At 72.8% G+C, this 21,653-nt stretch carries 28 protein-coding genes; 16 read left to right on the top strand and 12 right to left on the bottom strand.

Going from position 1 to position 21,653, the window contains the following annotated elements:
• Positions 1-55 precede the first annotated feature (55 nt).
• The 4 genes from OVA28_RS04510 to OVA28_RS04495 all read left to right on the top strand — a co-directional run bounded on the left by OVA28_RS04510 (position 56) and on the right by OVA28_RS04495 (position 3,770).
• Positions 56-1,084 (top strand): 6-phosphofructokinase, encoded by a 1,029-nt coding sequence (locus OVA28_RS04510; RefSeq protein WP_268095910.1) that lies wholly within the window; start codon positions 56-58, stop codon positions 1,082-1,084.
• A 69-nt stretch (positions 1,085-1,153) separates the two neighbouring features.
• Positions 1,154-2,131, top strand: coding sequence for an MDR family oxidoreductase (locus tag OVA28_RS04505; RefSeq protein ID WP_268095909.1), 978 nt, complete (start codon positions 1,154-1,156; stop codon positions 2,129-2,131).
• 87 nt (positions 2,132-2,218) lie between these two features.
• Positions 2,219-2,887 carry a GntR family transcriptional regulator gene (locus OVA28_RS04500; RefSeq protein WP_194659663.1) on the top strand — a complete coding sequence of 223 codons (669 nt, stop codon included), beginning with the start codon at positions 2,219-2,221 and terminating at the stop codon, positions 2,885-2,887.
• A 61-nt stretch (positions 2,888-2,948) separates the two neighbouring features.
• Positions 2,949-3,770 carry an ABC transporter ATP-binding protein gene (locus tag OVA28_RS04495; RefSeq protein ID WP_268095908.1) on the top strand — a complete coding sequence of 274 codons (822 nt, stop codon included), beginning with the start codon at positions 2,949-2,951 and terminating at the stop codon, positions 3,768-3,770.
• Between the two features lie 166 nt (positions 3,771-3,936).
• On the opposite strand, the gene hemL is transcribed toward OVA28_RS04495, so the two are convergent.
• From hemL to hemE, 11 genes are all read right to left on the bottom strand, one after another.
• On the bottom strand, positions 3,937-5,280 hold the full coding sequence (gene hemL, locus OVA28_RS04490) for a glutamate-1-semialdehyde 2,1-aminomutase (RefSeq protein ID WP_268095907.1): 1,344 nt from the start codon (positions 5,278-5,280) through the stop codon (positions 3,937-3,939).
• Positions 5,277-6,332, bottom strand: coding sequence for a porphobilinogen synthase (hemB, locus tag OVA28_RS04485; RefSeq protein ID WP_267424765.1), 1,056 nt, complete (start codon positions 6,330-6,332; stop codon positions 5,277-5,279). The genes hemL and hemB overlap by 4 nt, the downstream gene beginning before the upstream one ends.
• Positions 6,329-7,117 (bottom strand): uroporphyrinogen-III synthase, encoded by a 789-nt coding sequence (locus tag OVA28_RS04480; RefSeq protein WP_268095906.1) that lies wholly within the window; start codon positions 7,115-7,117, stop codon positions 6,329-6,331. The genes hemB and OVA28_RS04480 overlap by 4 nt, the downstream gene beginning before the upstream one ends.
• Positions 7,118-7,169: 52 nt before the next feature.
• On the bottom strand, positions 7,170-8,189 hold the full coding sequence (hemC, locus tag OVA28_RS04475) for a hydroxymethylbilane synthase (RefSeq protein WP_268095905.1): 1,020 nt from the start codon (positions 8,187-8,189) through the stop codon (positions 7,170-7,172).
• Positions 8,186-9,421, bottom strand: a complete 1,236-nt coding sequence (locus OVA28_RS04470) for a ferrochelatase (protein ID WP_268095903.1) — start codon at positions 9,419-9,421, stop codon at positions 8,186-8,188. The genes hemC and OVA28_RS04470 overlap by 4 nt, the downstream gene beginning before the upstream one ends.
• The gene (gene hemQ / locus OVA28_RS04465) at positions 9,418-10,188 is read right to left on the bottom strand and encodes a hydrogen peroxide-dependent heme synthase (protein ID WP_416354628.1); all 771 of its coding nucleotides are present in this window, start codon (positions 10,186-10,188) and stop codon (positions 9,418-9,420) included. Before hemQ ends, OVA28_RS04470 begins: the two co-directional genes overlap by 4 nt.
• Before the next feature lie 92 nt (positions 10,189-10,280).
• Complete coding sequence (locus OVA28_RS04460) at positions 10,281-10,511, bottom strand: hypothetical protein (protein ID WP_194659656.1); 231 nt, start codon at positions 10,509-10,511, stop codon at positions 10,281-10,283.
• Between the two features lie 44 nt (positions 10,512-10,555).
• Positions 10,556-11,014: a phage holin family protein gene (locus OVA28_RS04455; RefSeq protein WP_194659655.1), complete on the bottom strand. Its 459-nt coding sequence runs from the start codon at positions 11,012-11,014 to the stop codon at positions 10,556-10,558.
• Positions 11,011-11,265 carry a hypothetical protein gene (locus OVA28_RS04450; protein WP_194659654.1) on the bottom strand — a complete coding sequence of 85 codons (255 nt, stop codon included), beginning with the start codon at positions 11,263-11,265 and terminating at the stop codon, positions 11,011-11,013. Before OVA28_RS04450 ends, OVA28_RS04455 begins: the two co-directional genes overlap by 4 nt.
• A 95-nt stretch (positions 11,266-11,360) precedes the next feature.
• A complete protein-coding gene (locus OVA28_RS04445) occupies positions 11,361-12,677 on the bottom strand; it encodes a protoporphyrinogen/coproporphyrinogen oxidase (protein WP_268095902.1) in 1,317 nt (438 codons plus the stop codon).
• Positions 12,674-13,786 carry a uroporphyrinogen decarboxylase gene (hemE, locus tag OVA28_RS04440; RefSeq protein WP_268095901.1) on the bottom strand — a complete coding sequence of 371 codons (1,113 nt, stop codon included), beginning with the start codon at positions 13,784-13,786 and terminating at the stop codon, positions 12,674-12,676. Before hemE ends, OVA28_RS04445 begins: the two co-directional genes overlap by 4 nt.
• A gap of 38 nt (positions 13,787-13,824) precedes the next feature.
• Between hemE and OVA28_RS04435 the strand changes: the two genes are divergently transcribed.
• Entirely contained in the window at positions 13,825-15,141 is a 1,317-nt protein-coding gene (locus tag OVA28_RS04435) for a glutamyl-tRNA reductase (protein ID WP_268095900.1), read from the top strand.
• Positions 15,142-15,161: 20 nt separating this feature from the next.
• Positions 15,162-15,560, top strand: coding sequence for an NUDIX hydrolase (locus OVA28_RS04430; RefSeq protein ID WP_268095899.1), 399 nt, complete (start codon positions 15,162-15,164; stop codon positions 15,558-15,560).
• Positions 15,561-15,570: 10 nt separating this feature from the next.
• Here the strand turns inward: OVA28_RS04430 and OVA28_RS04425 are convergent, their stop codons facing one another.
• Positions 15,571-15,876 carry a hypothetical protein gene (locus tag OVA28_RS04425; protein ID WP_194659651.1) on the bottom strand — a complete coding sequence of 102 codons (306 nt, stop codon included), beginning with the start codon at positions 15,874-15,876 and terminating at the stop codon, positions 15,571-15,573.
• A 154-nt stretch (positions 15,877-16,030) separates the two neighbouring features.
• Between OVA28_RS04425 and OVA28_RS04420 the strand changes: the two genes are divergently transcribed.
• The 10 genes from OVA28_RS04420 to OVA28_RS04375 all read left to right on the top strand — a co-directional run bounded on the left by OVA28_RS04420 (position 16,031) and on the right by OVA28_RS04375 (position 21,567).
• Positions 16,031-17,233 carry a helix-turn-helix domain-containing protein gene (locus OVA28_RS04420; RefSeq protein WP_268095898.1) on the top strand — a complete coding sequence of 401 codons (1,203 nt, stop codon included), beginning with the start codon at positions 16,031-16,033 and terminating at the stop codon, positions 17,231-17,233.
• 159 nt (positions 17,234-17,392) lie between these two features.
• Positions 17,393-17,860, top strand: coding sequence for an Asp23/Gls24 family envelope stress response protein (locus OVA28_RS04415; RefSeq protein ID WP_194659649.1), 468 nt, complete (start codon positions 17,393-17,395; stop codon positions 17,858-17,860).
• Positions 17,857-18,048: a DUF2273 domain-containing protein gene (locus OVA28_RS04410; RefSeq protein ID WP_194659648.1), complete on the top strand. Its 192-nt coding sequence runs from the start codon at positions 17,857-17,859 to the stop codon at positions 18,046-18,048. The genes OVA28_RS04415 and OVA28_RS04410 overlap by 4 nt, the downstream gene beginning before the upstream one ends.
• Positions 18,045-18,359, top strand: coding sequence for a hypothetical protein (locus OVA28_RS04405; protein ID WP_194659647.1), 315 nt, complete (start codon positions 18,045-18,047; stop codon positions 18,357-18,359). Before OVA28_RS04410 ends, OVA28_RS04405 begins: the two co-directional genes overlap by 4 nt.
• A gap of 9 nt (positions 18,360-18,368) precedes the next feature.
• The gene (locus OVA28_RS04400; RefSeq protein WP_194659646.1) at positions 18,369-18,959 is read left to right on the top strand and encodes a DUF6286 domain-containing protein; all 591 of its coding nucleotides are present in this window, start codon (positions 18,369-18,371) and stop codon (positions 18,957-18,959) included.
• Entirely contained in the window at positions 18,956-19,519 is a 564-nt protein-coding gene (locus tag OVA28_RS04395) for a hypothetical protein (protein WP_194659645.1), read from the top strand. The genes OVA28_RS04400 and OVA28_RS04395 overlap by 4 nt, the downstream gene beginning before the upstream one ends.
• Positions 19,520-19,622: 103 nt before the next feature.
• Positions 19,623-19,796 carry a CsbD family protein gene (locus OVA28_RS04390; protein WP_194659644.1) on the top strand — a complete coding sequence of 58 codons (174 nt, stop codon included), beginning with the start codon at positions 19,623-19,625 and terminating at the stop codon, positions 19,794-19,796.
• Between the two features lie 93 nt (positions 19,797-19,889).
• Entirely contained in the window at positions 19,890-20,924 is a 1,035-nt protein-coding gene (locus OVA28_RS04385) for an Asp23/Gls24 family envelope stress response protein (protein ID WP_268095896.1), read from the top strand.
• Positions 20,921-21,343, top strand: coding sequence for an MFS transporter permease (locus tag OVA28_RS04380; RefSeq protein ID WP_268095895.1), 423 nt, complete (start codon positions 20,921-20,923; stop codon positions 21,341-21,343). Before OVA28_RS04385 ends, OVA28_RS04380 begins: the two co-directional genes overlap by 4 nt.
• A gap of 32 nt (positions 21,344-21,375) precedes the next feature.
• The gene (locus OVA28_RS04375; protein ID WP_268095894.1) at positions 21,376-21,567 is read left to right on the top strand and encodes a hypothetical protein; all 192 of its coding nucleotides are present in this window, start codon (positions 21,376-21,378) and stop codon (positions 21,565-21,567) included.
• Positions 21,568-21,653 lie beyond the last annotated feature (86 nt).

Below are 21,653 nucleotides of genomic sequence, written 5' to 3'. Positions count from 1 at the left end.
CACCGTCAGCCAAGATGGGACCCGTCCCACCCACCCGACACCGGAAGTCCCCATCATGCGCATCGGCATCCTCACCTCCGGCGGCGACTGCCCCGGTCTCAACGCCGTCATCCGGGCTGCGGTCCTGAAGGGCATCGCGATCCACGGGTACGAGTTCGTGGGCTTCCGGGACGGCTGGCGGGGCGTCGTCGAGGGCGACATCGTCCCGCTCGGGCGCAAGGACATCCAGGGCATCGCCAAGCAGGGCGGGACGATCCTCGGCACCAGCCGCACGAACCCCTTCGAGGGCCCGAACGGCGGCGTCGAGAACATCGAGCGCGTGCTCACCCGGCACGGCATCGACGCCATCATCGCGATCGGCGGCGAGGGCACCCTGGCCGCGGCGAAGCGCCTGACGGACGCGGGACTGAAGATCGTCGGCGTGCCGAAGACCGTCGACAACGACCTCGGCGCCACGGACTACACGTTCGGCTTCGACACCGCGGTGGAGATCGCGACCGAGGCCATGGACCGCCTCCGCACCACGGGCGAGTCGCACTCACGCTGCATGGTCGCCGAGGTGATGGGCCGACACGTCGGCTGGATCGCGCTGCAGTCGGGCATGGCCGCCGGCGCGCACGCGATCCTGATCCCCGAGCAGAAGACGTCGCTCGACCAGATCGCCTCGTGGGTCCGTTCCGCCTACGACCGCGGACGCGCCCCGCTCGTCGTCGTCGCCGAGGGCTTCGTCCCCGACCACGAGGACAACGCCCACTCGGAGCGCGGCCTCGACGCCTTCGGTCGGCCGCGCCTCGGCGGGATCGGGGAGCGCCTCGCGCCGCTCATCGAGGAGATGACCGGCATCGAGACCCGGGCGACCACGCTGGGCCACATCCAGCGCGGTGGCACGCCCACCGCCTACGACCGGGTGCTGTCGACGCGGCTCGGGCTCGCCGCCGTCGACTCCGTGGTCGAGCAGCGCTGGGGCCGCATGGTCGTGCTGCGCGGGACCGAGATCGTGCACGTGTCGTTCGAGGACGCGCTCGGCGAGCTGAAGACGGTGCCGCAGTCGCGGTTCGACGAGGCCGCGATCCTGTTCGGCTGACTCGGGGCGCGCCGTCGCGCCGGTGGTCGCGTCGCGCCCGGTCGGGAGGCTCGGGGTAGCGTCCGGCGCATGAGCCGCGCCGTCCTCGTCTCCCGTTCCGCCGCCCCGACCGTCACCGAGGTCGACGTCCCCGACCCCGGCGAGGGCGAGGCGCTGGTCGACGTCACGTACTCGAGCGTGAACTACAAGGACGGTCTCGCGCTCGCGGGCGACCCCGGCGTCGCCCGGATCGACCCACTGGTGCCCGGCGTGGACGTGGTCGGCACCGTCGCCGCCGTCGGGCCGGGCGTGCACGACGTCGCGATCGGCGACCGGGTCACGCTCAACGGTGCCGGTGCCGGCGAGACCCGGCACGGCGGCTGGACCTCGCAGGCGGTCGTCCCCGCGGCGTCGCTCGTGGTGCTCCCCGACGCCGTGTCCGACGACTTCGCCGCCGCCATCGGCACGGCCGGCTTCACGGCTGCGCTGAGCGTGCTGGCGCTCGCACGCTTCGTGGCCCCGACCGACGGCCCCGTCGTCGTGACCGGCGCCTCGGGCGGCGTGGGTTCGGTCGCGATCCCACTGCTCGCAGCCCGTGGGTACACGGTGACCGCCTCGACCGGGCGGATGACGAACCGGGCGTCCCTGCAGGAGCTCGGCGCGACGGACGTCATCGACCGTGCCTCGATCAGTGAACCGGGCAAACCGATGCAGAAGGCCGCGTGGGCCGGTGCCGTGGACAGCGTCGGCGGGGCGACCCTCGCCAACCTGCTCGCGTCGACCCGGTGGGGCGGAGCGGTGACGGCGTGCGGGCTGGCGCAGGACGTGCAGCTGCCGACCACCGTGCTGCCGTTCATCCTGCGCGGGGTCTCCCTGCTCGGGATCAACTCGGTCGACGCCCCCGCCGCGCTCCGTCGCCAGGCCTGGGACCTGCTCGCCGACGAGCTCGACCCACGGCTGCTCGCCCGGGTCACCCGCACGGTCGGACTCGAGGACGCGATCGCCATCGGGCCCGACGTCCTCGCCGGTGCCGTGCGCGGTCGGACGATCGTCGACGTGCGTCGCTGAGCCGCTCGGCCGTGTTTTCGCAAGCGTTTGCCGAATGCCTCGTTAGGATGTGGGATACAAGACCGTCCGTCACGTGAGGAGTCCGGAATGCCGGTACCCAAGTCGACCGTCGAGAACTCCCCGCGCAAGCTGCTGCGTGACGTCGTGCTCGAGAAGATGCTCGCCGCGATCCAGGACGGCACGCTCCAGGCGGGTGAGCGGCTCAACGACGACGAGCTCGTCCGGTGGCTCGGCGTCAGCCGCACGCCGATCCGCGAGGCGATCGCGAAGCTCGTCGACTACGGCCTCGTCGACATGGAGGCGAACCGCTACACCCGCATCGCCACCCCCTCGGCGAAGCAGTTCGACGACGCACTCCAGGTGATGCTCGGGTTCGCCGAGCTCGGTGCCCGCTGGGGTGTCCCGAAGCTCGACGCCGCCGGCGAGAAGGCCGCGCTGGGCATCATCGAGGACCTGCGCTCCCACGCCGAGGCCGAGGACCGCGCGGTCAACCGCGACCTCACCGCCCTGCTGGTCCTGCTCGTACGTGCGACCGACAACGCGCTGCTCGAGACCTTCACGGGTTCGCTCGTCCCGCGCGTGCAGTTCCTCGCACTGACTGCCGAGGAGTTCATCTTCTGGGACGTCAAGCAGGCCCTCGACCCGCTCCGGGCAGCCGTGACCGGGCGCGACGGAGAAGCAGCCGCCGCCGTGATCCGCGCCCTCGCCCGGACGCTCGACGACCACCTGCAGACGCTCCGCGCCGCACGGGACTGACACCCGCGACGGGGACCGGACCGGTCTCCGGATGGGTCTCCGGATGGGCGACGATGGGGTGGTGAACTCCGTCCTCCTGCACACCGAGGGTGTCCGCGTGACGCGCTCGGGCCGTGACCTGCTGCACGACATCGACCTGACCGTCCGGCGCGGGGAGCACTGGGCGCTCCTCGGGCCGAACGGCGCCGGCAAGTCGACCCTGCTCGCCGTGCTCGGCGCCACCGGGCACCCCTCGGCCGGCACCGTCGAGATCCTCGGGAACCGCCTGGGTCGCGTCGACGTCCGGGCCCTCCGTGAGCGCATCGGCCACGTCGACCCGCGCCACCGCATGCTCTCGCCGCTGACCGTCCGCGAGACCGTGCTCACCGGACTGACGGGCACGACGGACCTGATGACGCGGTGGACCCCCACGGACGACCAGGTCGAGCGCGCCGAGCAGCACATCGCCGACGTCGGGCTCTCTGCCCGGAGCGACGCCCGCTGGCCCGTGCTGTCGCAGGGGGAACGGGGTCGTGCGCTCATCGCCCGCGCACTCATGGCAGAGCCCGAGCTGCTGCTCCTCGACGAACCCGCGACCGGGCTCGACGTCGCCGCCCGCGAGCACCTGCTCGACACCGTCGACGCCCTCCGTCAGCGGCACCCCGAGCTCGGGAGCGTGATGGTCACCCACCACCTCGAGGACCTGCCGACCTCGACCTCGCACGCACTCCTGCTGCGGGAGGGAGCCGCGGTGGCGCAGGGTCCCGCGGACGAGGTCATCACGTCGGCGGCGGTGTCCCACGCGTTCGACTTCCCCCTCGCCATCGTGCGGGACGGGGGCCGCTGGCACGCACGCCGCGCTGCGGAGCCGAGTGGAGCCTCCCGGCCGTCACACGGGGCGTGACGCGACCAGGTCGCGACGTGCGGCGGGACGTGGGAGTCCGCAAGACACCGGTGTCTGGGCGAGACGCCGCGAACACCTGCGGCGTCTCTGCAAGACACCGGCGTTTTGCCAACACGCACGGGCGAGACACCGGAGACCCGGCGAGACGCCCGCACGGCGTCCCGCGTCAGGCCGTCGCGGCCGCCGCAGCCTTCGCCGCACCCGGCAGCGCGTCGAGCACCCGGCCGACGGCACGCTCGTCGTGGGCTGCGGTGACGAACCACGCCTCGAACACGCTCGGCGGCAGGGTCACCCCGGCGTCGAGCATCGCGTGGAAGAACGGCGCGTACCGCCAGACGTCCTGCGCGCGGACGTCGTCGTAGTCGCGCGGCGCCTGCTCGGAGAACGCGAACGAGAACAGGTTGCCGGCACGCTGCACGCTGTGGGCGACGCCCTCGGCGGAGAGTGCCTCGCTCGTCGCGGCCGCGATGGTCGCCGCGGTGCGGTCGAGGTGCGCGTAGACCTCCGGCGTCGCGGCCCGGAGCGTGGCGATGCCCGCGGCGACCGCGATCGGGTTCCCGGACAGGGTGCCCGCCTGGTAGACGGGGCCGAGCGGGGCGAGGAAGTCCATGACCTCGCGACGCCCGCCGAGGGCGGCGAGGGGCATGCCGCCGCCGATGACCTTGCCGAACGTGATCAGGTCGGGCTTCCACCCGGCGCCGTCGGGGACGACCTTCGAGGCCTCGAGGCCCCACCAGCCGGCCGCACCGACACGGAAGCCGGTCAGCACCTCGTCGACGATGAGCAGCGCGCCCTGCGCCTGCGTGATCCGGGCGAGCTCGCGGTTGAAGCCGCGGTCGGGCGCCAGGACGCCCATGTTGGCAGCGGCGCTCTCGACGATGACGGCGGCGATGCGCTCGGAGTGGGTGTCGAACGCGGCACGGACGGCGTCGAGGTCGTTGTACGGCAGCACGAGGGTCTGCGCGGCCGTCTCGGCGGTGATGCCCGCGCTGCCCGGCATCGAGAGCGTCGCGACGCCCGAGCCGGCCTCGGCCAGCAGCGAGTCGGAGTGGCCGTGGTAGTGCCCGGCGAACTTCACCAGGAGGTCACGACCGGTGTAGCCGCGGGCCAGACGGATCGCCGTCATCGTGGCCTCGGTGCCGGTGGACACCATGCGGAGCTTCTCGATCGGACCGTCGCCGTCGACCGACACCCGCTGCTTCACGAGTTCGGCGAGCTCGGTCTCCCCCGGCGTGGACGCCCCGAAGGACAGCCCGCGCGCGGCGGCCTGCTGCACGGCCTCGACGGTGCCCGGGTGCGCGTGCCCGAGGATCGCCGGGCCCCACGAGGCGACGAGGTCCACGTACTCGCGGCCCTCGGCGTCGGTGACGTACGCGCCCTTGGCGGAGACGAGGAAGCGGGGCGTGCCGCCGACCGAGCCGTACGCACGGACCGGCGAGTTCACGCCGCCCGGGATGCTGTTCTTGGCCCGGCTGAAGAGCTGGCCGTTCGTGGTCGGTGCCGTGGTCATTCGGGGGCCTTCCCGGTCGAGGCGATGCCGGCGACGTCCGCGGTGCTGCCCGAGGTGCGGAGGCCCGCTTCCTCGTTGAGCTTCCGCGCGATGTCCACGGCGAAGTAGGTCAGGATCGCGTCCGCACCGGCACGCTTGATGCCGACGAGCGACTCCATGGCGGCGGCGTCGCGGTCGATCCAGCCGTTCTGGGCGGCCGCGGTGATCATCGCGTACTCGCCGGAGATCTGGTAGGCCCAGACCGGCACGGGCGAGGTGGCCGCGGTCTCGGCGAGGACGTCGAGGTAGCTCATCGCGGGCTTCACCATCACGATGTCCGCGCCCTCGTCGACGTCGAGTGCGACCTCGCGCAGCCCCTGTCGACCGTTCGCGGCGTCGATCTGGTACGTCCGGCGGTCCCCCACGAGCGAGGACGACACGGCTTCGCGGAACGGGCCGTAGAACGCCGACGCGTACTTGGCGGCGTAGGCGAGCAGCGCGGTGCCGGAGTGCCCGGCGGTGTCGAGGGCGTCCCGTGCGGCAGCGATCTGGCCGTCCATCATGCCGCTCATGCAGACGAGCTCGGCGCCCGCCTCGGCCTGGGCGACCGCCATGTCGCGGTAGCGCAGCAGCGTGGCGTCGTTGTCGACGGAGCCGTCGGCTGCCAGCACACCGCAGTGCCCGTGGTCGGTGAACTCGTCGAGGCACAGGTCGGACTGCACGACGAGGGCGTCGCCCACTTCCTGCCGAGCGACGCGGATCGCGACGTTGAGGATGCCGTCCGGGTCAGTCGCGCCGGAGCCGTCCGCGTCCTTCGTGACGGGCACGCCGAACAGGTTGACCCCGCCGACGCCCTGCTCCGCCGCGCCCACGAGCGCCCGACGGAACGAGTCGAGCGAGTGCTGCTGCACGCCCGGCATGCTCGAGATGTCGACGGCGTCGGTGGCGCCTTCGCGGATGAACATCGGCAGCACGAGCTCGGCCGGGTGCAGCCGGGTCTCGGCGACGAGTCGTCGCATGGCGGGGGTGGCACGCAGTCGTCGGGGGCGGACCTGCGGGAAGCGTCCAGTCACGGGTGACCTTCCTGATCGGGGGCGGGTTGGTGCAGTGCCTCGACGACGGCGTCGAGGAGGGCGTCGGCGGACCTGCTCGGTGCCACCACGTGGACGGGCAGACCGGCGGTCCGGGCGTCGGTGGCGGTGCCGGGACCGATGCAGGCCACGAGCGTGCGGGGGTCGAGCGGGGTCATCCGGCGGGCCATCTCGCGGGCGACACTGCCGCTCGTCACGAGCACCGCGTCGGGCGCCGGGTCGAGGGCGACCGGCTCGTCGCCGGTCCCCACGGTACGGTACGCCTCCACGTCGTCGACCGCGATCCCGCGGGCGCGCAGCCCGTCCACGAGGGTGGGCGCAGCGATCTCCGAGCGGGGGAAGAGGACCGTGCCGTCGGTCGCCGGCAGGGCAGCGACGAGGGCGGCGGCCGAGGCGTCCCGGGGCACGAGGTCGACGGACCACCCCGCAGCACGGGCGGCACGCGCGGTCGGCTCACCGACCGCTGCCACCAGCAGACCGGACGGGAGGCTCGGCACCCGTCCGGCGAGCACGGTGACGGCCGTCGCACTGGTCACCACGAGCCACGCGTACCCGGCCACGTCGGGCCGGTCAGCGCCTGCGGACGGCGAGGAGGGCCTCCTGTCCGGGACGGCGGCGACCAGACGACGGACAGCACGGTCGAGGGCCGCTGCGTCAGTCGGCGGCCCGGTCGCGATCAGCGGCACCACCACGGGGTCGAGCCCGCGCTGGCGTGCGGCTGCTGCGACCCGGTCACCCCACGCGCCACCGCGCGGGACGAGGACCACCGGTGGCGGGACCTGGTCCGTGGCGGGGACGGCGTAGTTCGTGGTGGGCGTCCTACTCTGCCGGGGTCGCGAGACCCGGGCCAGCGGTGTACGGGCCGTCGGTGGTGTCCTCGGCGACCGTGTCGGCCAGTTCGGCGAGCGCACCCGCGCCGTTCTCGAGCAGCTCGGTCGCGACGCGGCCACCGACCTCGAGGGCCTCGTCCAGACGGTCCTGCGGGGAGCCGTCGAGGACCGCGGCGTGCGACGCGGTGCGGTACTCGGTGCCGTCGGGACGGTAGACCGTGGCGGACACGAGCAGCATCTCGGCGTCGACGATGGCCGTGGCTCCGATCGGGGCCGAGCAGCCGGCCTCGAGCTTGGCGAGGACCTCGCGCTCCGCGGCCACCGTGAGGCGGGTCGGGGCGTGGTCGATCTTGCGCAGCGCAGCGAGCAGGTTGCGGTCGGTCTCGTCCGCGCGGGTCTCGATGGCCAGCGCCCCCTGACCCGGCGCGCTCGGCCAGAAGCCGAGGTCGAGCAGCTCGGTGGCCTCACCCAGGCGGTCGATGCGGCCGAGCCCGGCAGCGGCGAGCACCACGGCGTCGAGGTCGTCCTGCACCCGACCGAGCCGGGTGTCGATGTTGCCGCGGATGTCGACGACGTCGATGTCCGGACGCTTCGCGCGGAGCTGCGCGGCGCGACGCGGCGACCCGGTGCCGACCTTGGCGTGCTCGGGCAGGGTGTCGATCGTGGCGGCGTTCCTGGCGACCAGGACGTCGCGGGCGTCAGCGCGCTTCGGCACGGCGGCGATCGTCAACCCCGGGTACGGCGCCGTGGGGAGGTCCTTCAGCGAGTGCACGAGGACGTCCACCTCACCGGCGACCAGGGCTTCGCGGAGGGCGCTGGCGAAGACGCCCGTGCCGCCGAGGCTGGCGAGGGAGGCACGGTTCGTGTCGCCCTCGCTCGTGACGGTGACGAGCTCGACCGGGCGCCCGGACACCGCCGCCAGGCGGTCGGCCACGTCCTGGGACTGGGCGACCGCCAGGCGGCTGGCGCGGGTGCCGAGACGGATCGGCGTCGGGGTGCCCTCGGTCACGGCGCCAGACCCGCGGCAGCCGGCTTGAACCCGGCCCGCTCGTTCTCGCAGCAGCCGGGACGGCAGACGTCGTACCAGGGGCCGATGTCCGTGACGTGGGGGCGCTCGGACGTCGGCACGCCGTTGACGCGCTCGAGGACCAGGTCGACCAGGCCCGCGACGTAGGCCGGGTCGATGCCGGGCGTCTGCGTGCGGAGCGACCAGTACCCGAGTTCACCGGCGGTCTCGGTGGCTTCCTCGTCGAGGTCCCACATGACCTCCATGTGGTCGCTGACGAAGCCGAGCGGGACGATGAGCACGGCGCGGGTGGGACCGCCCTTGAGCTCCTCGTTCATGTAGTCGTTGATGTCGGGCTCGAGCCACGGCTGCGTCGGGGGGCCCGAACGCGACTGGTAGACGAGCTTCCACGCGGGCTTCGTGGTGCCCTGCAGGTGCGCGTGCTCCGGCTGCTCGACGAGCTCGGCCCAGGCCTGGTCGAGGACGACCTGCGCGACGGCCTCGTGCTGGGCGGCGTACGCACCACCGTCGCCGAAGCCCCGGAAGTCCGGACCGGACTTGGCTGCGTCGGTGGACGGGATCGAGTGGGTGGAGAACAGGATGCGCAGCTCGGTGGCGACGTCGAGGCCGTCGTTCTCGGCGATCGCGCGGGCGAGGCCGTCACGGACGCCGTCGACGAACGGCTGCACGAAGCCGGGGTGGTCGAAGAACTGCCGGACCTTGTCGATCTGGATCGTGTCGATCAGGCCGGTCTCGTCGAGCACGCGGGCGTAGTCCTCGCGGTACTGACGGCAGCTGGAGAACGACGAGTAGGCGCTCGTGGCGATCGCGATGAGCTTGCCGTAGCCCTTGTCGGCGGCCTCGGTGAAGGCGTCTGCCAGGTAGGGGTCCCAGTTGCGGTTGCCCCAGAGCACGGGCATGTCGATGCCGCGGCGCTCGAGCTCGGCTTCGAGCGCTGCCTTGAGCGCACGGTTCTGCGCGTTGATCGGGCTGACGCCGCCGAAGTGCCGGTAGTGGTGGGCGACCTCTTCGAGTCGCTCGTCCGGGATCCCACGGCCACGGGTGACGTTGCGCAGGAACGGGATGACGTCGTCCTGGCCCTCGGGACCGCCGAAGCCGGCGAGCAGGATGGCGTCGTACGCCGTCGGGACCTCGACGTGCTCAGGACCGGACGCCGCGGCGGCGGTGGCGGCGAGGACGGGGCGGCCGTTCGTGATCTGGCTGGTGTCGGTCATGACAGCACCTCCGGGAGTTCGGCGGTCGTCACGCGACGACCCGTGTAGAAGGGGACCTCTTCCCGCACGTGCATGCGGGCTTCGGTGTAGCGGAGGTCGCGCATCAGGTCGACGAGGTCGACGAGGTCGGGGCTCTCGAGCGGCAGGATCCACTCGTAGTCGCCGAGCGCGAAGGACGCGATGGTGTTCGTCAGGACGCGGCGGTACTTGGCGCCCTGGATGCCGTGGTCGCGGAGCATCTTCGAGCGCTCCTCCTCCGGCAGGAGGTACCACTCGTACGACCGGACGAACGGGTACACCGTGATCCAGGCCTCGGGGTCCTTGCCGCGGAGGAACGCGGGCGTGTGCCGCTTGTTGAACTCGGCTTCGCGGTGCATGGCCATCGCGTGCCACACCGGTTCGGCGTCCTGGAAGAGCGCGGTCCGGCGGACGTCGCGCAGCACCGCCTGGATCGCCTGGGCGTCGTCGCCGTGCAGCCAGATCATGACGTCGGCATCGGCGCGGAAGCCGGAGACGTCGTAGAAGCCGCGGATCGTGACGCCGTGCTCGGCGCCGCGGGCGACGACGGCGTCGAGTTCGGCCACGCCGTCGTCACCGACGCGGGTGACCGCACCGACGGGGCGGCGGAACACCGCCCACAGCGCGTAGGCCGTCAGCAGGTTCGGGTCGACGCCCGAGTCCGGTGCGGTCTCGTGCGGCGAGGTGCCGTGGGGGGAGGGGTCGTGCGGGGTGCTGGTGCTGTCGTGCGCGGGCACGGTGGAACTCATGCGGTCCATTGTCCTATCGGTTGCAAGGAACTTGTCGTCGCCGGTCCCCACACCGGCGAGCACCCCGTGACCGCGGGCGACCCCTGTCGGATCTACCGCCGTCGGAGTACCAGCACGACGATACCCCCGACCACCGTCACGCCCGCTGCGACCCCGGCCAGGTACTCGGGGCGCTTCTCGACGACGCCGCGCTTGACCTTCGACGCCGCGATGCCGAGCTGCTTCGGCAGGTTGAGCTTGTCCTCGATCGCGTCGAGGGTGTCGAAGAGCTGGGCGCGGGTCTTCGCGACGCGGTCGGCGATGTCGTCGTGCTGGTCGGTCACTGGGACTCCTCGGTGTGGTGCGGGGACGGTCGACACGTCAGGCGTCAGAACCGGCCGCTGACGTCCGGCTTGCGGGACGCGTGCTGGATCTCCGGCGTGGGCTTCTTGCCGAGGCCCTTGACCGCGTTGATGTCGTTCTTGACGCTGTCGATCGTGCGCTTCGGCGTGATCGGCAGCCCCTTCTTGAACCGCTTCCAGCCGACGAAGCCGAGGATCGCGGCGACGACGAGCATCACGAACGCGAGCACGAGCGCGGCGAGCCACGCGGGCATGATCGTCGCGAGGCCCATGACGGCCGCCGTCAGCAGGACGCCGATCGCGTACAGCACGATGACGAGCGCGGCGACGAGGAGTCCGGCGGCGAGGGCGAAGACCTTCGCCTTCCCCATCAGCTCGGCCTTCAGCAGCGCGATCTCGCCCTTGACGAGGTTCTTGACGAGCTGGGGGACGTCCCCGACGAGACCGAAGAGCGATCGCGACTTCCGGTCACGCGTGTCGGTCATGAGGTCGTGTCGTCCTTCTTCTGACCGACCTTGCGAACGACCTTCTTGGTCTGCTCACCGATGAAGTCGGCGACGTCCGGCGTCTTGTCGGCGACGAACTCCTCGACGCCGTGCACGCTCTTCTGGACGTTGTCGTTGTTCCAGATCTTGCCGCTGACGGTCTTGATCTGTTCGTAGCGCGCCCGTCCGGCTCGCGATCCCAGGACGTACCCGAGTGCTGCGCCGGCGACGAACAGGAGCCTGCCTCGCATGGTTCCTCCGAAAGTCAGTGTGCGTGGAATGCGCGCCGAGAGGGATGTCCCCCGGCGTTCCACCAACAGTAGCCCTCGGCGGGTCAGCGGTCCGCTCAGGAACCGAGGAGCGCGCGGACCGCTGCCCTGGTCGTGGTGACGATCCCGGAGAGCCCGCGCCCGCTCGACGCCTCGCCGATGCCGACGACCCCCTCGGCCAGCCCGGCGGCCTGCGTGTCCGGGCCGTGCCACCGCACCGAGGCGGCGCCGAGGACGCGTGCCGCGTCCACCGGCAGGCCGAGCAGGGCGCTCGCGTCCGTCGTGGCCCGGACGCCCGTCTCGCTCGTGGGGTCGACCGGGAGGCTCGTGGCCACGTCCGCCGCGTCGGCCGCCGGGGTCGCGTAGCTGAGCCGCAGGACGTGGCGTCCGCCGGCAGCGTCGGCCAGCCACGGCCACTTCACCGTCGCGTGCGTGAGGGCCTTCGCCCGGACACCGGTGGCGGCCGGGTGCACGAGCATGCCCGTGCCGCGGGGCGCCGCGTCGAGTTCCGGCTGGTCGACGACGAGCGTGACCAGCTCGATGCCCGTCCGCGTCGCCGCTGTCGTCCGCGTCGGATCGGACACCGCCGAGAGCACGTGGTCGGCCACCAGGCGCTCGGTGGTGCCGTCGGCGCCGGTCACCTCCACCGCGGCCCGGTCGACCCGGGTCACCCGGGTGTGCAGCCGGACGTCGACGTGCCAGGTCTCGAGGTCGGCGACGAGTTCGTCCACGATGCGCACGATGCCGCCGCGGATGCCCTGCACGGCGGACCCCGCGGTCGCTCGTTGCCGGAGCGCGAGCACGGCCCGGGCGAGGGAGCCCTCGCGGAGGAGCGCGTCGCGGAGCCCGGGAGCCACCTGGTCGGGGTCGAGGTCGTCCGGGTGCGTGGAGTGGACACCCGCGACGACGGGCACCACGAGGTCGTCGAGGACCTTGGCGCCCATCCGCTTCCGGACCATCGCGCCGAGCGAGGTCGCCCGGGCACCGACGGGCGCCGGCAGCAGCGAGTCCATCTGTGCGCGGAGCCCGCCGCCCTGCCCGACGACGGCGAGCACGTCGGCCGCCATCGGGACGCCGGGGATGCCGAGGAGCCCGGTCGCCGGCATCGGGGCGGTCCGGCCGTCGCGCGTCATCAGCCAGGCACCGCGCGGGTCCGGGGAGACGATCTCGTTGCCGAGCCCCAGCTCGATCGCGAGCGAGGAGACGGCATCCGTCCTGGTGGCGAACGAGTCGGCGGCCATGTCGAGGTCGATCCCCGCGACGGTGTGCCGACGGATCATGCCGCCGAGCACGCCGGAGGCCTCGACGAGCACCACGTGCACCCCGGCCTTCGCGAGGTCCCGAGCCGCGAGCAGCCCGGCGACCCCGCCACCGACGACGATCGCCTCGGTCACGCGGAGGCCTCGGCGCCGCTCCCCAGGGCGTGCACGAGCTCGACGACGCGGGTCAACACGGTGGGGTCGGTCTCCGGCGGGACACCGTGACCGAGGTTCACGACGTGGGCACGGGCGGCCCCACCGCGGCGCACGACCTGGCGCACGTGGGCCTCGAGGACCTCCCACGGGGCGGAGAGCATCGCCGGGTCGATGTTGCCCTGCACGGTGACACCGGCGCCGACGCGCTCGACGGCCTGGTCGAGCGGCAGGCGCCAGTCCACGCCGACGGCGTCGACCGCGACCGTGTCGCCACCGAGGGTCGTCATGTCCCGCAGGACCTCACCGCTGCCGACGCCGAAGTGGATGCGCGGGACGCCGAGGTCGGCCACGTGTGACAGGGCCTCGGCCGAGTGCGGTGCGACGTGCGTCAGGTAGTCCTCCCGCGACAGCGAGCCGACCCACGAGTCGAAGAGCTGGACCGCCGAGGCGCCGGCGAGCACCTGCGCCCGGAGGAACGTCCCCGACACCCCCGCTGCCCAGGCCAGCAGGCGCGACCAGGTCACCGGGTCGGCGTGCATGAGCGTGCGGGCGCGGATGTGGTCCTTCGAGGGTCCGCCCTCGACCAGGTAGGCCGCGAGGGTGAACGGCGCCCCGGCGAACCCGATGAGCGGCGTGCTGCCGAGCTCGGCCACGGTGGGGGCGACGGCCTCGGCGATGGGGGCCAGCGCGGCCGGGTCGAGGGCCTCGAGCGCGTCGACGTCCGCCACCGTGCGGATCGGCGAACCGAGGACGGGCCCGCGGCCGGGGACGATCTCGACGTCGACGCCGGCGAGCTTGATCGGCACGACGATGTCGCTGAAGAAGATGCCGGCGTCCACCCCGTGCCGACGGACCGGCTGCAGCGTGATCTCCGACGCCATCGCCGGGTCGAGGCAGGCGTCGAGCATCGCGGTGCCCACGCGCAGGTCGCGATACTCGGGCAGCGACCGGCCCGCCTGGCGCATGAACCAGACCGGCAGCGTCTCCGGACGGTCACCCCGCAGGGCCCGGACCAGCGCCGATCCGGCGGTCCGTCCGTCGGCGAGCGGGTGCGTGGCTGGCAGTGCGGCTGTGGATGCGTCGGTCACCGCACGATTCTCCCACCGAGCGCGGTACCATCGAGTACGTGCTCATCTGTCTCACGGCGTCGCATCGCAACGCCAGCTTCGACCTCCTGGAGCGACTGAGCATCGGCGCCCCCGCGGCGGCCAGCAGACTGGTCACCGACTCCGACGTCCTCGACGGCGCCGTGGTCCTCGCGACCTGCAACCGCTTCGAGGCCTACCTCGACATCGCCGGCGACGACCGCGACTCCGCGGTGTCCGCCACCGTCGACGCCGTGGCCCAGGCCAGCGGGCTCGTCGGCACCGAGGTCCTCGAGTCCGTGTCCGTGCTCGGCGGCAAGGACGTCGTCCAGCACCTCTTCGCCGTGTCGAGCGGCCTCGAGTCCGTCGTCATCGGCGAGACCGAGATCTCCGGGCAGGTCCGCCGCTCGCTCGAGGACGCCCGCGCCAACGGCACCACCACCTCCGACCTCGAGCGCCTGTTCCAGGAAGCCGCCCACACCTCCCGCGGCGTCAAGACCCGCACGCGCATCGGCGCCGCCGGCCGCTCGCTCGTCCGCCTCGGGCTGGAGCTCGCGTCGTCCCGCGTGACCGACTGGGCCCGGGCCAACGTGCTGCTCGTCGGCACCGGCAGCTACGCCGCCACCACGATCGCCGCCCTGCGTGACCGCGGTGCCGAGCGGATCCAGGTCTACTCGCCGTCCGGCCGCGCCCCCTGGTTCGCCGCCAAGCACGACCTCGTCGCCGCGCACGACCTGCACCAGGCGATCACGTCGAGCGACGTCGTCATCACGTGCACGTCGAGCGAGGTGCCGGTCATCAGCGCCGCCGACCTCGACGACGGGGTCCGGCGCATCGTCATCGACCTCGGACTCCCCCGCAACGTCGACCCCGCGGCCGCGCAGGTGCAGGGCACAGAGCTCCTCGACCTCGAGACCATCAGCATCCACGCGCCGGTGTCCGAGCTGAACGCCGAGTCCGAGGCCCGCGCCATGGTCGAGGACGCCGTGTCCCGCTTCCGCGCACAGTCGATGGAGCAGTCGACGACGCCGGCGCTCGTGTCGTTCCGGAAGCACGTGTTCGACATCCTCGACGCCGAGATCGAGCGCTCGACCCGACGTGGGGACGTCACGCCGGAGTCCGCGGAGCAGACCGAGCGGGCGCTGCGGCACCTGGTCGGGGTGCTGCTGCACCGGCCGTCGGTCCGCGCCAGGGAGCTCGGGCGCGCGGGACGTGGCGACGAGTTCGTCCAGGCGCTCGACGCCCTCTACGGGGTCCGACCGGAACCCGAGGCGGAACTGGACGTGTCGACGCCCGTCGTGCCGCTGGCGGACCGGACCGCCCCGGCACACGATGACGACGCTGCGGACGCCAGCTGAGCCTCCCACCCGTCCTGCAGGTGAGCGCGCTCCTGCTGGTGCGCCACCGTCGGGTCCTGATGGTGCGGGCGCGTGGGCGTGACGTCCTCTACCTGCCCGGCGGCAAGGTCGAGCCCGGCGAGACGGCCGTGCAGGCCGTGGTCCGTGAAGCGCTCGAGGAGACCGGTCTGCGGTTCACCACCGCCGACGTCGACGAGTTCGCGGTCGTGACGGAACCGGCGCACGGACAGGCGCCCGGCACGGTGGTCGCGATGACGCTCTTCCTGGCCCGACCGGGAGGCCCGCTGGACACAGCCTCGCCCGTCGCCTCCGCAGAGGTGGACGAGGTCGAGTGGGTCAGCTCGGCGGACGCGGACCGATGCCCGCCGGCGGGCGTCGAGACGCTGCGCCTGCTCACGCAGGCGCAGCTCGTCGACTGACGGGGCGGACTCAGCCGTTCTCGGTGTCGTCGGTGCCCGTGCCGGTGTCGACGTAGTGGCCGACCTCGGCCGACGCGCGTGCCGTGCCCTCGTCCGCGTCGCCAGGGATCTCGGAGTCGACGTACTCGCCGTCGGTGCCCGTGCTGGTCGGCGTGGCCTCGCCCGGGATGTCGCTCTCGACGAACTCGCCGACGGGCTCCTCCGAACGCGGCGACTCCTCGCCCGGGATGTCACTGTCGACGAAGGCGCCCGCGGCCGGTTCGACCCCGTCGGCGCGGTCCGACTCGCCGCGGATCTGCTCGTGCTTGCCTGCCATGGTCGTCCTCCAGGGTGGGTGGGCGGCATCGCTGCCGTGTGCTGGCGAGTGTGCTCGTGCACCCTGAGTGTCCTCCGGACCGGGCGGGCCGCCGGGCCGTGACCCCCGAGCACGGTCATCGACCAGGACCGGGCACGGGTGTGAGGATGGGCGCGTGAGCACGTCGTCCAACGGATTCCGTCGACTGCGGTTCTCCGACGAGGACGGCACCGACTACGACGCGATCTTCAGCTCGGAGTACCGCGGGTCGGAGTTCTTCACCGAGACGCGGGTCGCTCCCGGCACCCGGTACGAGTACACGGTGGTCGGTGACGACGACCTGTCCCTCCGGACCATGCGCGCGACGGGCGGTCGGCGCACGGGCGTCATCGGCCCGCGTGAGGACCACGTCGTCTTCTGGCTGTCCCAGGGCACGCTCGAGATGCACTTCGCCGACCGGGTCCGCGTCGTCCGACCGGGTGCTCCGTACATCGCCTCGGCGTCCGAGGCCTACCGGTTCGAGTCCGAGGAGACGGTCTACAACGGCGTGCACGTCGCGGACCGGTTCCTCCGCACGGTCGCACGTGAGCTCGGCTACCGGCAGCCCGACGGCCCGCTGCTGTTCGCGCAACAGGACCAGGTCGTCGCCCGGCGCGAGCCCCTCCGTCGGCTGCTGCGCGAACTCACCCCGGCGCTCCTCGACGACCGCGTGCAGGGGGCGATGCGCACGGCGTTGAACCGGCGCCTGGCCGTCGTCGTCCTCGACACGTTCCCGCTCCGGGACGTCGACGACGACGTCCCGCTCGCGAACCGCCTGCGCGACGCCATCCGCCACATCGAGGACCACGCGCGCGAACGGCCGTCGGTCGGGGCGATCGCGGCCGCCGCGGGCCTCGGCGAACGGAGCCTCCAGGACGTCTTCGTCCGCACGCTCGGCGTCACCCCGAGCCGGTTCCTCCGTGACCACCGTCTGGACGAGGTCCGACGGCAGCTCCTGCACGGTGACACCACGGACGGGGTCATCGACGTCGCGCGCTGCTGGGGCTTCACGAACGCCGGCCGGTTTGCCGCGACGTACCGGGAGCGCTTCGGGGACAGCCCCCGCGAGACGCGCGCCGCAGCACGCGGGCCGCAGGGTGCGACCGGGGAGCCCTCCGCCCGAGTCCGGCAGGCCATGGCGTTCATCGCCGAGCACGCCGGGGAGCCCCTCACCGTCCAGGCGATCGCCGACGCGACCGGGGTACGTCCTCGTCGCCTGCAGCAGCTGTTCCAGGACGAGTGCGGCACCACGCCGATGGCACATCTGCGCGCCGTCCGGGCCGCGGCCGTCGCCCGTGCAGAACGCAACGCGGCGGACGAAATCGGCGTCGAACGCTGACTCGTCCGCCGAACGGGGGACAAGTCAGGCCAGAACGGGCTGCTGTCTGGCAGAAGTCTGGGAACCGCGATCGGCGTGTGACTTCTCTCGACCCCAGCCCGTCTCATCCGTGAACAGCAACCGCTGGGAACACCCGGCGGGCTCTCGGAAGGAGACATCATGGCGAACACCACGACCACCCCCACCCCCGGCACCCTGGCCGCGACGACCGCGACCGGCTCGGCCGCTCGCTCCACCGGCTCCACCACCGGCAAGACCGTCATCGACGACACCGTCGTCTCGAAGGTCGCCGGCATCGCCGCCCGCGAGGTCAACGGCGTGCACGGCCTCGGCGGCGGCGCAGCCCGTGCCATCGGCGCCCTCCGCGACGCCATCGGCCAGCGCGACCTCTCGCAGGGCGTCAAGGTCGAGGTCGGCGAGAAGCAGGTCGCCGCGGACATCACCATCGTCGCCGAGTACCCGGTGCCGCTGCAGCAGGTCGCCGAGGGCGTCCGCTCCTCGGTCGCCCGTGCCCTCGAGCAGATCGTCGGCATGGAGGTCGCCGAGGTCAACGTGACCGTCCAGGACGTCTTCATCCCGGGTGACGACGACGAGGACGACGACAAGAAGGAAGCGCGCGTCGCATGAGCACCACACTCGCAGGCGCCCTGATCGGCGCCATCCTCGCAGTCGTCGCACTGCAGTTCGGCTTCTGGGGCTTCGTCCTCGTCGTCGTGTTCGCCGCGATCGGCGCCCTCGTGGCCGCCCTCGTGTCCGGACGCATCGACCGCGGTGCCCTGACCGACGTGCTGACCGGACGCCGGAGCTCCAAGTGACCGGCGGCCCGGAGGTCCCGGGCCGCGTCGAGATCACGGCGCGCGCCCTGACCTCGTGCGCCCGCGCCGTGGCCGCCGAACACCTCGGTGCTCCGGCCCGTCGTGTCCGGGTGGCCCTCGGTGACCACCAGGGGTCCCTGGCACTCGACATCACCGGCCCGATGGCCGCGGCCGACGACCTCGTCGGCCGCGCCACGACCTCGGCCACCGCGGTCCGTGACCGCGTCGGCGAGCTCACCGGCCGTCGAGTCGGCAGTGCCCACATCGAACTGACCGGGATCGTGCGCGAGCACGAGACCCGGGTCCGCTAGGAGACCATCATGAGCAGCAGTCCCAACGGCGCCAGCGGCGTCGAGCGACGCATCCGGCGCCGGAGCGTGCACCGCTCCCGTTCCACCGCCGTGTCCGTCGCGCTCGTGGTGCTCGCCCTGGTGGCCGCCTGGATCGGCACCGAGTCCGTCCTCCGCGCGGTCGGCGCAGCACCCCTGCTCGCCGACCCGCAGACGGCCGTCGACACCGCGCTCCGGCCGGACGCCGCGTTCGTCACGATCGCCGAGGTCATCGCCGGCGTGCTCGTCGTGCTGGGGATCGTCCTCGTCGTCCTGGCCCTGAAGCCCGGTCGACAGCACCGCTCCCCCGTCCCGCACGAGCGTGGCGCGGTCATCATCGACACCCGCATCATCGCGGCGACGGCAGCGAACGCCGCCGGAACCGCAGCGGGCGTCCCGGACGGCAACGCCACCGCCACCTCGCGTGGCACCAGCACCGAGGTCCGAGTGGTCCCGGTCTCCGGCATCGCCGTGGACGAGGGGATCGTCCGCGACGCCGTCAAGGACCGCCTCGGCCAGCTCGACGAGCGCTTCGGTCGTCGGGTCAAGGTCCGCATCGCAGAACAGGGGACGCTGTCATGACCAAGAGCAACCGCACCCTCAACCGCATCATCCTGTTCGTCCTCGGGATCGTCGCCGTCCTGGTCGGTCTGACCATCGGCGCCGGCGTCCTGCCCGCGGTCCGCGACGCGGTGCGTCCGTACCTCGAGCTGCCCCGCAGCGTCGACGTCCCCGCCGCGTCGCTGTGGATCGTGGCCGTGGCGTGTGCGGTCGTGATCGTGCTCGCCCTGATCTGGGTGTTCACGCGCGGCGGCGGCGGGACGTCCATCGCCGTCCGGGAACGCTCCGGCGACGACGCCGTGACGATCAACGTCGCGCTCGTCCGTGACGTCGTGGAGCACGAGCTGCGCGAGGTCCGGGACGTCGTGAACGCGAAGGTCGACGTCTTCCTGGTCCGCCGGCAGCGCGCCGCCCGGATCAAGGTGGCCGTGCGTCGCGGCGGCGACGCCGTCGCCGTGCTCGACGCCGTCGACCACGCCCTCGCGGTCCTGGACCGCACCCTCGGACGGCCGGTCCCCGTGCTCGTCCACCTCACCGGCGGGACCCGCTCGGTCCTCGCCAAGCCGTCCCGCGTCGGCTGACCCGTCCCCGAGTCGGCTGACACCGACCTGCGGACGCACCCCGAGCCTCCCGGCTCACCCACCACCGCACCGGGCTCACGCCCACCTCGAGAAAGGACCCCTCATGGGACTCGACGACAAGATCAAGAACGCCGCTCAGGACATCGCCGGCAAGGCGAAGGAGGCCTTCGGCAACGCGACCGACGACGACTCCAAGGTCGCCGAAGGCAAGAAGGACCAGGCCTCGGCCAGCGTCAAGCAGACCGGCGAGGACGTCAAGGACGTCTTCAAGAACTAGGACACCCACACCGACGACGACGGGGTACCCGCCACGGGTGCCCCGTCGTCGCCTGTCCGGCACCGGACGCACCCTGACCGAGGAGGAGAGACCATGCAGAACGCCACCCACGCCCGCACGCACGTCATCGACGTGGAGCTGCCCGCGTCGCTCACCGAGCCACTGCCCGACGACGCGAGCACCCTGACGATCGCCGCCAGGACCGCGGCCGTCACCGCGCTCGGCGTCGACGGGGTGCACCACCTCGGCAGCCTGGTGGAGCGAGCCGCCGACCAGGTGCGCTCCCGCCTCGGCCGGGCCGGCAGCGCCCTCGGCGTGACCGTCGACGACGCCGACACCGCGCTCGACGTCCGGGTGTCGCTCGTGGTCGAGTACCCCCAGCCCGTCACCGCCGTCGCCGAGGAGGTCCGCTTGCAGGTCGCGCGGGCCGTCGAGGAGACCGCCCAGCGCCCCGCGCACGTCGAGGTCCACGTGACCGACGTGCACGGACCGTTCGACGACGAGCCGTCCGTGATCGACAGGGCCTCGGACGCGGTCAAGGACGCCACGGACCAGGTGCGCGCCACGGCCGCTGACGCCGGCGACCAGGTGCGCGCCGCGTCGTCCTACGCCGCCGACCGGGTGCGCGCCGCGTCGTCCGACGCCGCCGACCGGGTGCGCTCCACTGCGTCGGACGTGTCCGACCAGGTCCGCGAGACCGCCGGCCGTGCCCACACGGCCGGGACCGAGGCCCTGCAGCGCGCGTCGGAGACCGCCGCCGCTGCCGCTGACTCGGCCCAGGCGACGGCACGGCATGCCCGTGACGCCACCGTCGACGCCACCGCGACCGCTGCCACCCGCGCGTCCGACGCCACCACGACCGCAGGTGCGCACACCGCCGACGCTGCCGACGCTGCCGACGGGACCCAGCGTGCCGCTGCCGACGTGGCCGAGCGGGCCGCCGAGGCCGCCGACGCCGCTCGTGACGCGGCCGTGAGCGCCGCCGATCAGGTGCACGAGGTCGTCGAGGCCGAGGCCGCCGAGGCCGAGCGCGCGGAGGAGTCCGTCGACGCGGACGTCGAGCACGCCACCGACGCCGCTGACGAGGCCCGTGCCGCCGCCGACGACGCCCGGGACCCCCGCGCATGACCGCCTGGTCCGGACGCAGCGGCCGACGGTTCGGACGTGAGCGTCCGCCCCGTGCCCGCGGCGTCTGGATCGCCACGGTCGTCGGCGTGCTGGTCGTCCTGCTCGTCTTCACCGCTGGCTTCCTGCCGCTCGTCGGGTTCCTCGGCGGGGTGACCGCAACGACGGCCGGCCTGGTGCCGTTCCCGTTCGTCCGTGTCACGCTCGTGACGGTCCTCGGCGGGCTGGTGGTCCTCGGCCTGCTGGTCCTCGCCGTCACCCGGCGCCGGACCGTGGCCGCGTGGGTCCCCGTGGTCCTCGCGGTGCTGGTCACGATCGCTGTGACCGTCTACCCGCTCGTCGCCGTCGCCGTCGGGTCCGCCGACCGGGCCGGCGACGTCTGGCCGATCATCACCGACCTCGTACGACGGGTCACCGGCTGACCGGCCGGCCCCCACCACCGAAGGGACACCTCATGCGCAACCGCGTCATCGTCATCGGAGCCGTCGTGCTCATCGCGTTCGCGATCGGATCGCGGTCGAACCGCCCCGTCATCAAGCAGTCCAAGGGCGAGACCGCCCGGAAGATGTGGAACGACCCCCGCGCCCGCAAGGGACGCAAGAAGCTCGCGAAGAAGATCGCCAAGGCCGCGAAGCAGCACGGCTGAGCCGATCCGACGACGGCCCCGACACGTGACGTGTCGGGGCCGTCGTGCTGTCAGCGGGTGGCCAGCGGTCGCGGTGGCCGACGGCC

Origin of the sequence: Curtobacterium sp. SL109, assembly GCF_026672405.1 — a bacterium.
Taxonomy (GTDB): domain Bacteria; phylum Actinomycetota; class Actinomycetes; order Actinomycetales; family Microbacteriaceae; genus Curtobacterium.
This window is presented reverse-complemented; position numbering and strand designations above follow the sequence as displayed.